Source organism: Streptomyces sp. MB09-02B, from assembly GCF_033794485.1.
In the GTDB taxonomy this organism is placed as follows: domain Bacteria; phylum Actinomycetota; class Actinomycetes; order Streptomycetales; family Streptomycetaceae; genus Streptomyces.
Map to the genome: position 1 here is coordinate 1 of NZ_JARGEE010000264.1, position 12,692 is coordinate 12,692.

The 12,692-nt window shown below is 71.5% G+C and carries 9 protein-coding genes; 2 read left to right on the top strand and 7 right to left on the bottom strand.

The features are described 5' to 3' along the window. Nucleotides 1-254: 254 nt before the first annotated feature. The 7 genes from rnc to P1P70_RS29685 all read right to left on the bottom strand — a co-directional run bounded on the left by rnc (nucleotide 255) and on the right by P1P70_RS29685 (nucleotide 7,698). On the bottom strand, nucleotides 255-1,076 hold the full coding sequence (gene rnc, locus P1P70_RS29655; protein WP_319243122.1) for a ribonuclease III: 822 nt from the start codon (nucleotides 1,074-1,076) through the stop codon (nucleotides 255-257). Nucleotides 1,077-1,095: 19 nt separating this feature from the next. Next, on the bottom strand, nucleotides 1,096-1,269 hold the full coding sequence (rpmF, locus tag P1P70_RS29660; protein WP_007493396.1) for a 50S ribosomal protein L32: 174 nt from the start codon (nucleotides 1,267-1,269) through the stop codon (nucleotides 1,096-1,098). A gap of 2 nt (nucleotides 1,270-1,271) precedes the next feature. Next, a complete protein-coding gene (locus P1P70_RS29665) occupies nucleotides 1,272-1,916 on the bottom strand; it encodes a YceD family protein (protein ID WP_319243125.1) in 645 nt (214 codons plus the stop codon). Nucleotides 1,917-2,068: 152 nt separating this feature from the next. Continuing rightward, nucleotides 2,069-3,151: an ATP synthase F0 subunit B gene (locus P1P70_RS29670; protein ID WP_319243133.1), complete on the bottom strand. Its 1,083-nt coding sequence runs from the start codon at nucleotides 3,149-3,151 to the stop codon at nucleotides 2,069-2,071. Between the two features lie 89 nt (nucleotides 3,152-3,240). Next, nucleotides 3,241-3,720: a pantetheine-phosphate adenylyltransferase gene (coaD, locus tag P1P70_RS29675; RefSeq protein WP_319243135.1), complete on the bottom strand. Its 480-nt coding sequence runs from the start codon at nucleotides 3,718-3,720 to the stop codon at nucleotides 3,241-3,243. A 26-nt stretch (nucleotides 3,721-3,746) separates the two neighbouring features. Continuing rightward, nucleotides 3,747-4,334: a 16S rRNA (guanine(966)-N(2))-methyltransferase RsmD gene (gene rsmD, locus P1P70_RS29680; RefSeq protein WP_319243127.1), complete on the bottom strand. Its 588-nt coding sequence runs from the start codon at nucleotides 4,332-4,334 to the stop codon at nucleotides 3,747-3,749. Nucleotides 4,335-4,470: 136 nt separating this feature from the next. Next, nucleotides 4,471-7,698: a helicase-related protein gene (locus P1P70_RS29685; RefSeq protein WP_319243129.1), complete on the bottom strand. Its 3,228-nt coding sequence runs from the start codon at nucleotides 7,696-7,698 to the stop codon at nucleotides 4,471-4,473. 192 nt (nucleotides 7,699-7,890) lie between these two features. Between P1P70_RS29685 and P1P70_RS29690 the strand changes: the two genes are divergently transcribed. Continuing rightward, nucleotides 7,891-9,786, top strand: a complete 1,896-nt coding sequence (locus tag P1P70_RS29690; protein ID WP_319243131.1) for an HSP90 family protein — start codon at nucleotides 7,891-7,893, stop codon at nucleotides 9,784-9,786. A gap of 17 nt (nucleotides 9,787-9,803) precedes the next feature. Further along, nucleotides 9,804-12,692, top strand: a 2,889-nt coding sequence (locus P1P70_RS29695) for a tetratricopeptide repeat protein (RefSeq protein WP_319243138.1), incomplete at its 3' end; no start/stop codon positions are given.

The following is a 12,692-nucleotide window of genomic DNA, read 5'->3' on the forward strand; positions in this document are numbered from 1 at the left end:
TTTAAAAGACAGTTCTCGGGGGGCTTCTCGCGCAGTTCCCCGCGCCCCTAAAGATCAGGCCCCTGCGGGCCTGAGAGCCATGGCCCTGTGAGCCTGGAAGACCACGGCCCTGCGGGCCTGAAAAGCACGGGGCGCAGCCCCTGCTCTTCAGGGGCTCGTGGAACTGCGCGACCAGCCCCCACGCTCGCACCCGACAACGCACCGAAGCCGCCCCCGTATCCCCTCGCGGGGCCCGGGGGCGGCGGCACCCGGCGTCAGGCCGGGGCGGTGTCAGAAGGTGTGTCCGCGGTGTCGTCGGCGGCGGCCGAGGCCACGGCCTCGGCCGCCGCCTTCGCCCGCTCGTCCGCCGCGGCGCGGATCGCACGCCAGGCGGACTCAGCCGCCTGCTGCTCCGCTTCCTTCTTGCTGCGGCCGGTGCCGGTGCCGTACGAGACGCCTCCGACGCGGGCGGCAGCGGTGAAGGTCTTCTCGTGGTCGGGGCCGGTCTCCGTGACCAGGTACTCGGGCACGCCGAGTCCCTCGGTCGCGGTGAGCTCCTGGAGACTGGTCTTCCAGTCCAGGCCGGCACCGAGGTTCGAGGACTTCTCGATCAGCGGGTCGAACAGGCGGTGCACCAGCTCCGCCGCCGAGTCCAGCCCCTGGTCGAGATAGACCGCACCGATCACCGCTTCGAGGGTGTCGGCGAGGATGGATGCCTTGTCCCGGCCACCTGTGCCCTCTTCACCACGGCCGAGCCGGATGAAGGAGCCGAGGTCGAGCCCGCGGCCCACCTCCGCCAGCGCACGAGAGTTGACCACCGCGGCCCGCAGTTTGGCCAGTTGGCCTTCGGGCAGGTCGGGGTGGGTGCGGTACAGCGTGTCCGTGACCACGAGGCCGAGCACGGAGTCCCCGAGGAACTCCAGGCGCTCGTTGGTGGGCAGACCGCCGTTCTCGTACGCGTACGAACGGTGGGTCAGCGCACGCACCAGAAGGGCGGACTCGAGCTTGTAGCCGAGCCGCCCTTCCAGAAGCGTGTGGGACGAGGCTGTGTTCTCCGCCTTTTTCTTGGCGTTGGTCTCCGCCTTGGCGTCAGACATGAAGCCTCTCACCAGCCGCTCAGACCTCGAGGACCTGGCGCTTGTTGTAGGTGCCGCAAGACGGGCACGCGATGTGCTGCAGCTTGGGCTCGTGGCAGCGCTCGCACGCAACCAGGGTGGGGACCGCAGCCTTCCACTGCGACCGGCGGTGGCGCGTGTTGCTGCGCGACATCTTCCGCTTCGGAACAGCCACGGCTACTTCTCCTGCTTCTCGTCGACACCGGGTTCGGCGCCGCTCATCTCGTCCTTCTCGCCGTCTTCGAGTGAACCGGCGAGTCCCTGCAGTGCCGCCCAACGGATGTCGACGGCGTCATGGTGGTGGTCCGGGTCGTCCGCGAGCCGTGCTCCGCACGCGGAGCACAGGCCGGGGCAGTCGTCCTGGCACACCGGCTGCATCGGCAGTGCGAGCACCACCGCATCGCGCAGCACGGGTTCGAGGTCGAACAGGCCGTCCTCGATGAAGAGCCTGTCCTCGTCGTCCTCGGCGTCGCTGTCGGGTTCCGCGATCACGCGGCCCCGCTCATCGGCGTCGGGGTACGAGAACATCTCCTGGAAGTCCGCTTCGAGCTCCAGCTCGACCGGCTCCAGACACCTTACGCACTCCCCCTTGGCGTCGGCACGGGCGGTGCCTGTGACGAGCACCCCTTCCATGACCGACTCCAGACGGAGTTCGAGCTCCACCGGCGCACCTTCCGGCACTCCGACGACCCCCTTGATCCCGAGGTCCTTGGGAGCGTCGACCGAGCGCGTCAGACGCTGTTGCGCACCGGGCCGCCGACCCAGCTCGTGTGTGTCGAACACGAGGGGGTTGCGGTGGTCGAGGCGGGCGTTCAGAGCCATTTCTGCTTTCGGTCTTCGGAACTCGTCAGGAGGGCGCCGCCCCGGGTGTTCCGGGCAGCGCTCGATCGCGGGCGTCTGTTGCGGACAGCATGAACGCACGCGCGACCGAAGAGCCAGGATACTGGACCTTTCCCTCTCGGCCCAATCCGCTGTCAGCGGCCCTGCTCGTAGCGGCGCAACTGCTCCGCCGTGATCATGGTGGTGTCGAAGAGGCTGGTCTCGTCGAGCACGTTCCCCTGCGGCTGCGCGTACCCCTGGTGCCCCTGCTGGTCCTGGTGTGGCTGCGGGTCCACGTGCCCCTGGTTCGGGTCGTACTCCGGCTGCTGCGGGTAGCCGGCCGCGTACGGGTCGGCCTGCCGGTAGCCGTAGGGGTCGGCGGACTGCTGGGGCTGGGCGTACTGCTGCTGGTAGCCGTACGGGTCCTGCTGGTACGCCGTCGCCGCGTAGGAATCCTGCTGCTGCCCGTACGACGGCTGCTCCGGCACGGACGGGGACTGCTGGGCGGGGGTGTCGGCCAGTTCGGCGAGGCCGGCCAGGTAGTCGGCGTCGCTGGTGGGCTGCGGGGAGGTGCCGTCGTCGTTCAGGGCGAGGGCGCCGAGGTCGTCGGTGGCGATCCGGCCGTGGAGCTTCTGCCGTCCGCGGCCGACGGCCTCCAGGGTCTTGGCGAGGACGGCCTCGAAGGCACCGAGCTTGGCGTCCACGTAGGCGTCGGCGTCGCGGCGCAGGGTCTCGGGGTCGTGACTGCGCTCGGGAGCGTCCTCGTCCTCGTAACCCTGCTCGTCGAGACCGGGGCCCGTACCGAGGAGCTTCTCGCGGCCGCGGCCGACCGAGCCGAGGGTCTTGGTGAGGACGACCTCGAAGTTGGCCAGCTTGGAGTCGACGTAGTCGTCGGCCTCGGCGCGGACCTCCTCGGCCTCCTGGCGGGCCTCGCCGAGAATGCGGTCGGCCTCGTTCTGGGAGCGACGGGCGACCTCGGTGTCGGAGATCAGGGAGCCTCGCTCGGCGTGCGCGTTCGCGACGATCCGCTCGGCCTCCTGGCGGGCCCGCTCGACCATGTGGTCGCGGTCGCCGATCAGCTCCCGCGCCTGGGCGAGGGAGTCGGGCAGGGCCGCGCGCAGTTCGTCGAGCAGGGAGAGCAGTTCGGCGCGGTTGACCACGCACGAGGCCGACATGGGCATGGATCGGGCGCCGGAGACCACCGAGACGATCTCGTCGAGCTTCTTCTGCACGTCCACCGTGTGGTCCACCGTGTGCTCGCCACTCTCTACAGCTGTGTTGGAGACGGTCGGGTCGACTGTACGGCCAGCGGGGGACGTTCGTCCGCTCAGTCGCGCTTCAGTCGCTCGGCCAGCGCTTCGAGGACCAGCGGCGGCACCAGGTGGGAGACGTCGCCGCCCCAGGTCGCGACCTCCTTGACCAGGGAGGACGACAGGAAGCTGTAGGTGGGGTTGGTGGGGACGAAGAGGGTCTCCACGCCCGACAGGCCGATGTTCATCTGGGCCATCTGCAGTTCGTAGTCGAAGTCGCTGACCGCGCGCAGCCCCTTGACGATGGCCGGGATCTCGCGCTGCTTGCAGAAGTCGACGAGCAGTCCGTGGAAGGCCTCCACCCGTACGTTCGCGTACTCGGCGGTGACCCGGCGGATCAGCTCGATCCGCTCCTCGACCTCGAAGAGGCCCTTCTTGGACTTGTTGATCATCACCGCGACGTAGACCTCGTCGTACAACTTGGAGGCGCGGCCAATGATGTCGAGGTGTCCGTTGGTGATGGGGTCGAACGACCCGGGACAGACGGCACGGCGCACTTGGGATCCCTCGCTCTCCGGTCCGGTCATCGTGCGTCTTCGCACGTAGAGGCGGCGCGACCGTACCAAAACGTTCCCTCGCCGTAGCGACGGGCCCTGATGGCTTCGAAACCGGTCGGCCAGGCGAATGCACCGCCTCTGGTGCTGCGCTCCACGGTGACGAGGGCTTCGTCGCCGAGCCAGCCCCCGGTACGGAGTGTGAGCAGGATCTCCCGAAGATCGTCGTCCGAGACGGCGTACGGGGGGTCCAGGAAGACGAGGTCGTACGGCTCGTCCGGCGCCGGGCCCTGGATGATCTGCTCGGCTTTGCCCGATCTCACCTCGGCGCCGGGGAGGCCGAGCGATCGGACGTTGTCGCGGATCGTGCGCGCGGCGCGGGCGTCGGACTCGACGAGCAGGGTGTGGGCCGCGCCCCGGGAGAGGGCCTCCAGGCCCACGGCGCCGGAGCCGGCGTACAGGTCGAGGACCCGTTCGCCGTCGAGGGGGCCGCCGAGGAGGGACTGCCAGGTGGAGAAGAGGCCCTCCCGGGCACGGTCGGAGGTGGGGCGGGTGCCGTTGCCCGGCGGGACGGCGAGGCGGCGTCCGCCGGCTGCGCCGGCGATCACGCGGGTCATCTTGGGTCCTTGTTCGAGGGCGTGGTCACAGGTCCAGTCTGGCAGTCGGAGGAGAGGGGTGGTGGGGGCCATGGGCGACTGCGACAGCGTCGTGGTTGCTCGCGCAGTTCCCCGCGCCCCTTCGGGGCGCTGATCCTCAGCCCTTGTCCAGGTACTGCTCCCTCTCCTCGTCCAACAGGGCGTCCAGGGCTGTCCGTAGGGCCGGGAGGTGCTCCAGGTCCGGGTCGGCCGCGACCACCGCCGCCGCCTCCTCCCTCGCCTCCTCGATGATCTCCTCGTCGTCGATGACGGTGAGCATGCGGAGGCTGGTGCGGGCGCCGGACTGGGCCTGGCCGAGGACATCGCCCTCGCGGCGTTGTTCGAGGTCGATGCGGGAGAGTTCGAAGCCGTCGAGGGTGGAGGCGACGGCGCCCAGGCGTTGGCGGGCGGCGCTGGCCTCGGGCATCTCGGTGACGAGGAGGCAGAGGCCGGCGGCGGAGCCCCGGCCCACGCGGCCGCGGAGCTGGTGGAGCTGGGAGACGCCGAAGCGGTCGGCGTCCATGATCACCATGGCGGTGGCGTTCGGGACGTTCACACCGACCTCGATGACCGTGGTCGCGACCAGGACCTGGGTCTCGCCGGCGGCGAAGCGGCGCATGACCGCGTCCTTGTCGTCGGGGTGCATGCGGCCGTGCAGGACTTCGACCTTCAGGCCCTGGAGGGGGCCTTTGGCGAGCTGGTCGGCCACGTCCAGGACGGCGAGGGGTGGGCGCTTCTCTGCCTCGTCCTCCGGGGACCTGCCGACCTTCTTCGGGTCGCCGGGTTCGTCGACGTCGTCGCCGATGCGCGGGCAGACGACGTACGCCTGGTGGCCGTTCGCCACCTCCTCGCGGACGCGTTCCCAGGCGCGGGCGAGGAAGTGGGGCTTGTCGGCGGCCGGGACGACATGGCTGGCGATGGGTGAGCGGCCGGCGGGGAGCTGGTCCAGGACCGAGGTCTCCAGGTCGCCGAAGACGGTCATGGCGACCGTGCGCGGGATGGGGGTGGCCGTCATGACGAGGAGGTGCGGCGGCTGTTTGCCCTTGCCGCGCAGGGCGTCGCGCTGCTCGACGCCGAAGCGGTGCTGCTCGTCCACGACGACCAGGCCCAGGTCGTGGAACTGGACCTTGTCCTCGATCAGCGCGTGCGTGCCGATGACGATGCCGGCCTCGCCGGTGACCAGGTCCAGCAGCGCCTGACGGCGACCGGCGGCGCCCATGGACCCGGTGAGCAGCACCACCTTGGTGGCGTGCTCGGCGCCGCCCAGCATCCCGCCCTCGGCCAGCTCCCCCATCATCTCCGTCACCGACCGGTGGTGCTGCTGGGCGAGCACCTCGGTGGGCGCGAGCATGGCCGCCTGCCCGCCCGCGTCGACGACGGCGAGCATGGCGCGCAGGGCCACCATCGTGTTGTGGGTGACCGTGAAGTTGTCGGTGACGTATGCGTGGCTCGGGTGCGCCACGCTGATGCACTGGACCGGCTTTCGCCCCACGTGCTCGACGGCTCGGATTCCCCGCCGGAAGGTGTTGTATTTCGGCCGTGGCCGGACACGGTCGGCCTTACGGGTCAGCCTGAACGGCGTGTACTCGTCGGGCAACGCGACCGAGACGTTGAAAGCCGCTTGCTTCGGCAGGACGCGGGCACGGCCGCCGAGCGAGCGCGCCAGCCAGGCGACATCGTCCGCAAGCCTGCGCGAGGCCGTGCAGAGCGACACGCTCATGCCGTCCGCCTGGACCGTGCCATAGGTGTCCAGGAGCCCTTGCAACAGAGCGAGACGGTTCTTGACCGACGTGTTCTTGAACTCGTCGGGAACGAACTTGCCGTGCGACGTCTCGCCCCAGAGGTTCAGATCCCGCAGGGTCTGGATCACCGGGTTGCGCAATCCGCCGACGCGTTGGGAGAGCTGGATCGTGTAGTCGCGGCGAGAGCCCTTCACCGGTACGAGACGGCATTCCGGCGCCACGGCTGCGGCCACGGCATCGCGGATCTCGTCGTCGATCGTGGACAGCCGCAGGTTGTGCCGGAATGAGCCGTCCCCGAGGAGAAGGCCGAACAGATATGGGTCCAGTGGCAGCCCCGAGTCGCCTCCGAGGTCGGCGGGTGCTGCGGCCGGGACGTACCACTTCGAGGACCCGTTCGCCTTGAACAAATCGAGACGGATCTCCCGCGTCGTCATGACCTTGGGCGCTTGGCCCCGGTGCCACCCACAACTCGTTCCGACGATCCAGAGATGCTCGTCGTCGCACTCCACAGAACTTCCGTCGGAAAGTACCAGGCGCCACACATCGCGCTCTCCTTGCGGGAAGACGCCGTCGATCAGCGCGATCTCCCCGTTCGGTACGACGACTTCGTCACCGACCCGCATCTCCCCCATTCGACGGAAACCGGCAGGTGTGAGCACGAGCGAGTCGAGGGGTTGGGCCTTTCCTGATCCGACTTCTCCCTGGAGCAGCCGGTGCATCGGGTGCTCGGTGGCCAGGTCGTCGAAGATCTCGCGGGAGACCTTCTGCTGACCGTCGGTGAGGGTGAAGGGGAGGCGGGCGTCGAAGGCGGTGAGGAGGCCTTCGGGGGCGGGGCGGCGGGCGACTGCGGGGAGTTGGGCGTCGGCGTGACGGCGGCGGGCGAGGGCGACCTGGAGGACGAAGGCCTCGTCCCACTTGAGGCGGTCGCGGGCGCTGTCCCGGTCCGCCTTGGTCTGGGGGCGGTGGATCTTCAGGAGAGCCTCGGGGAGCGAGACCAGGCCCCGGCCCGCCCGCAACGACTCGGGCAGGGGGTCCACGGCCTCCTGGGCGCTCGGGAGGACCGTCTGGACCGCCTTGGCGATCTTCCAGGACTCCAGCTTGGCGGTGGCGGGGTAGATCGGGATGAGGGCGCCGGCCCAGGTGTCGACGGTCTCCGTGTCGTCGTCGCCGCGCAGCAGTTCGTACGCCGGGTGGGCCAGTTGCAGACGGCGGTTGAAGACGGAGACCTTGCCGGCGAAGAGGGCGCGGGTGCCGGGGAGGAGGTCCTTGTGGGGTTTGTGCACGCCGTTGCCGAAGAAGACGAGCTGGAGGCGGCCGCTGCCGTCCGTGATGGTGACTTCGAGGCGCTGGCCCTTGCCGCGGGGGGCCTTGGCGGAGGCGAAGGAGTGCAGGCGGGCGTCGGCGACCTGGGCAACCACCGTGACGTGCTCGTCCATCGGCAGGTCGGCGAGGTGGGTGAGCTGGCCGCGCTCCTCGTATCTGCGGGGATAGTGGTGCAGCAGATCGCCGACGGTGTGCAGGCCGAGGTGCTCGGCCATCACCTTCGCGGTGGCGGCGCCGAGCGTGTTCTTGAGCGGTTCTTCGAGCGCGGGCACGAGATCCATTGCACACCACGCCACTGACAATCCCGTATACGTCCTTGAAATCCGCTGGTCAGGCGGGTCGTTCGCGCCTAGGATGACGCACTCCCGGGCCCGCCAGTCGGGCCTTGCCTCCTCCGTCCGCGGTCACCGTCCGACGGGACCGCCCGACCCCGCCGCCGTCGCCAGAATCCCCTCTCCACCGGCGCTGCGACGATGGATTCAATGACCTCACAGTCATCCCAGGCACCCCAGACTCCTCAGGCACCCCAGTCGCCTCACACGTTCCAGGTCGATCTGCGTGGCCTGGTGGACCTGCTCTCGCACCATCTGTACTCCAGTCCGAAGGTCTATCTGCGCGAGCTGCTGCAGAACGCGGTGGACGCGATCACCGCTCGGCATGCCGAGCAGTCCGACGCGCCCGCCCGGGTACGGCTGTTCGCCGAGGGCGGCACCCTGCGGGTGGAGGACTCGGGCATCGGGCTCACCGAGGCCGATGTGCACAACCTGCTGGCCACGATCGGCCGCAGTTCCAAGCGTGAGGACGGAGGCATCCAGGAGGTCCGCTCGGACTTCCTGGGGCAGTTCGGCATCGGGCTGCTCGCCTGCTTCGTCGTCGCCGAGCGCATCCGCGTGGTCAGCCGCAGCGCCCGTACGCCGGACGCGCCGCCCGTGGAGTGGACGGCGGCCGACGACGGCTCGTACACCGTGCGGACGCTGCCCGACGAGGCGCGTCCCGAGCCGGGGACCACCGTGCATCTGGTCGCGCGGCCCGGTGCGGCCGAATGGCTCTCCCCCGCGCGCGTGCTGACGCTGGCGCGGGACTTCGGGTCGCTGCTGCCGTACGACGTCCGGGTGGGCGACGAGGCGGTCACCGATCTGCCGGCGCCCTGGAACCGGTCGTACCCCTCCCCCGCCGGCCGGCGGGTGGCGCTGGCCCGGCACTGTCACGACCTGTTCGGGTTCACACCGCTGGACTCCATAGAGCTGGACGTGCCGCTGGCCGGGATCCGCGGCGTCGCGTACGTCCTGCCGACGGCCGTCAGCCCGGCCCAGCGGGCGAGCCACCGGGTGCACCTGAAGGGCATGCTGCTCACCGAGCGGGCCGAACAGCTGCTGCCGGACTGGGCGTTCTTCGTGCGCTGTGTCCTCGACACGGACAGCCTGCGGCCCACGGCGTCGCGGGAGTCGCTGTACGAGGACGAGACGCTGGCGGCCGTGCGGGAGGCGCTCGGGGAGCGGATCCGGAGCTGGCTCACGGGGCTCGCCGCGGGTGATCCGGAGCGGCTGGCGGCCTTCCTGTCGGTGCACTACCTGGGCGTGAAGTCGCTGGCGCGGCACGACCGGGAGATGCTGCGCACGATGCTGCCGTGGCTCCCCTTCGAGACGACCGACGGACGGCTGTCGCTGGAGGAGTTCGCGCAGCGGCACCCGGTGGTGCACTTCACGCGGACGGTCGAGGAGTACCGGCAGGTCGCGCCGATCGCGTCCGCGCAGGGCGTCGGGGTGGTCAACGGCGGCTACACGTACGACAGCGAGCTGGTCGAGGCGCTGCCGTCGGTGCGTCCGGGGACGGTGGTCGCCGAGCTGGACGCCGACACGGTGACGGCGCACCTGGACGTCCTGGACCCGGACGAGGAGCTGGCGCTGGCGGGCTTCCTGTCGGCCGCGCGGGCGAAGCTCGACCCCCTGGGCTGCGACGTGGTGCTGCGGGCCTTCCATCCGCTGTCGGTGCCCGCGCTGCACCTGGACGACCGGTCCGCCCGGCACGAGCAAGCCCGCGCGGAGGCGGAGGAGCAGGCCGACGACCTGTGGGCCGGCATCCTCGGCTCGCTGCGGGGCAGCGCCCCGCGCGCGCGGCTGGTGCTCAACCATCTCAACCCGCTGATCCGGCGGATCAGTTCCCTGACCGACCGGGAGCTGATCGGCACGGCCACGGAGTCCCTGTACGGGCAGGCCCTGCTGATGGCCCAGCGGCCGCTCAGGCCCGCCGACTCGGCGCTCCTGAACCGCGCCTTCATCGGCCTGCTGGAGTGGGCCACGCACACCGAGCCGGGGTCCGGGCCGGGCCACGGGTCCGGTCGGGGCTTCGGGGAGGGTGGTCGCCGGTGACCGACGTCGTGGATGCCATGGACTTCGGCGAGCTGCGCCGGGCCATGGCGGAGAACTACGAGCAGCCGGAGGGCCCGGCGCGCAACGCGCGCGCGGAGCGGCTGCTCGCCGAGGCCGAGAAGCTGAACGAGCCGCTCGCCGTGATCGAGGCGCTCGGACACCAGCTGAAGGTCTACAACTACAGCTCCGAGAAGGCGAAGATGTTCGTCCCCTTCGCGCGTCTGCTGCGCATGTGGGACGAACGGCCGGAGGACTTCGACGAGTACGAGATCCACTCGCTGCACTGGGTGTTCAAGTGGATGTCGGCCGGCATGCTGAACCAGCCGCACATCCCGCTGGCCTCCATCGAGAAGTGGCTCGGCGAGATGGAGCACCGCTACCGGCTCGCCGGACACTCGGAACGGGCCGTGCGGAGCGCCGAGTTCAGTGTGGCCGCGCACATCGGCGACCTGGCGCGGGCCGAGCGGGCGTACGGGGCGTGGCTGGCCGCCGACCGGGACACGATGGCCGACTGCCACGCGTGCGAGCTGCACGGGCAGGGCTGGTGGCCTGCGCGGCGACGCGAGGACGCCGAGGCGCTGGAGCTGTGGGCGCCGGTCCTGGAGGGCGAGTACACCTGCGCCCACGAGCCGCACACCGTCCTGGCGTCCTCGCTGGTGCCGCTGCTGCGCCTGGGGCGCCCGGACGAGGCGCGGGCCCACCATCTGCGGGGTTTCCGGCTGGTGCGGGCCATGGAGAGCATGCGCGGCGCGTACGCGGACCACGTGGAGTTCTGCGCCCTGACCGGCAACGAGGCGCGCGGCCTGGAGCTGCTGGCCGAGCGTCCGGCGTACTTCACCGACTCCGGGGACCCGCGCAGCAAGCTCGACTACCTGAGCGTGGTGGCCCTGCTCATGGACCGCCTCACGGCGCTCGGGTTGGGCGAGCAGACCGTGCCCGGTCCGGCCGGCCGCGCGTGGACCGCCCGCGAACTGGCCTCCCACGCGCGCGAGGAGGCCCTTTCCCTGGCCGCGCTCTTCGACGGGCGCAACGGCACGGCGTACGTCAGCACCCATGTCCGGGAGCGGATGGACCAGCGCCCGCTGCTGGACCGGCTGCCGCTGGGGGTGCGCGCGCGGCGGACCACGGTGACGGTGCCCGCGCCCCGGCAGCCCGCCGCCGTGGAGACGACGGGGACCGCCGCGGCCCCGGAGGGCCTGCCCGCCCTCCTCGCGGAGGCGCGGCGGCTCTCCGCGTCCCTGCATCCCGGTTCCGTGGAGGCCTGGGCCGCCGTGGCCCGTGCCGCCGACACCGAGGGCGCGGAGCTGGACGCCTGGGACCGCGCGGAGATCGTCGACCACGAGGCGATCGGCCTCGGGCCGGAGGGCCGGGTCCTCTTCGAACGCGCGGCCGACATGTACGAGGCGGCCGGCGACCCCGGCGAGGCCTTGGCGGCACGCGCGCGTGGGGCGAACGTCCACGCCCTCGCGGGCCATGTGGACGCCGCCGTGGAGCTGGTGTCCGAGCCGTACGAGCGGATCCTCACCCTCTGGTCGACCGGCGGGACGGGCGCACGGCAGACGGCCTCCGTGCTGGTGGGGCGGGCGCGCATACTCGTGCAGCGGACGCACGAGTCCGAGGACGCCGACGCCGCGGCCCTGGCCGAGGCCGCCGTACGGGAGTTGGCGGACTTCGTCGAGCCGCGCCGCGCGGAGGACGTACGCCTGGCCTCGCGGGCCGCGGAGGCGCGGGGCATGCTCGGGGAGCTGGCCGCGCGCGGCGGGGACGCGGAGGCCGCCTCCGAGCTGTTCGCGGAGGCCGCGGAACGGTACGTGGCGGCCGGGCTGCCGTGGTTCGCGGTGCAGTACGAGGCGCGGCTCGCCGGGGTGGCGCAGCACCTGGGGGACCTGGAGACCGCGGAGCGGGCGGCCCGGGCCGCGTTGGAGCACGGTGGGGCTGAGCTGGAGCCGGTGGGCCACGCCCAGCTGCGCCTCCAGCTGGCCGAACTGCTGGGCGCCGGGGAACGGGTCGAGGAGGCCGCCGAGCACGCCCTGGAGGCGGCGCACTGGGCCGACGAGGCGGGCGAGGGGCCGACGCTCGGCTCCTGGGCCCGGCATCTGCTCGGCGGGCTGCTGCTGCGGCTGGGGCGGTGGGCGGAGGCGGCCGAGGTGCTGGAGTCGGCGCTCCCCGACCTCACAGCCGAGACCCACGGGGACGGGGCGGTCGCGCAGACCCTGTGGTGGCTCGGCGACTGCCACACCGAGCTGGGCGAGCACCGCGAGGCGGCGGAACGGTGGCTGCGGGCCGCCGACATCGCCCGGCACTGGCCCGAGCAGCGCGACCACGCCATGCTCGCCCACCTCGCCGCCGAGGCGCTGGCGCGCGCGGGGCTGCCCGCCGACGCCGACCGGGCGTACGCGCGCGCGGTCGACCTCTGGGGCGAGCTGGGCAACGTCCACGGGTACGTGCGGGCGCTGCGGGCGCGGGCGTGGTATGCGGCACGGGAGAGCCGTGAGGCTCCCGGGCCCGGCACCCTCGACGAGGCCCGCGAGTTGATGGGGGACGCGGTGGTGGGCTGCGAGGCGGCCCTGTCCGACGTCGCCGGTGAGGAGAACCGGCGGCGGATCGTCGCGGAACTCGGCGAGACGTACCGGCAGTTCGGCGATCTGCTCGCCCGCTCGGTGGCCGAGGACGCGGAACTCGCCTCCTTCGGGCCGGTGTTCGAGGAGGCGCTGGGGTTCGTGGAGCGGGCGGTGTCCGTGTACGAGTCCCTGGGGCCGGACTTCCTGGACGCGCGTACCGCCGCGGAGTTGGCGGCGGGGTGGTTGGAGGTGGACCTCCGGCGGGGTGGTGCGGCTGCCGAGCGGGCGCGGGGGGTGCTGGCCGTGTTCGCCGACGGGGGTGACGACGACGAGACGGTGGGGGCT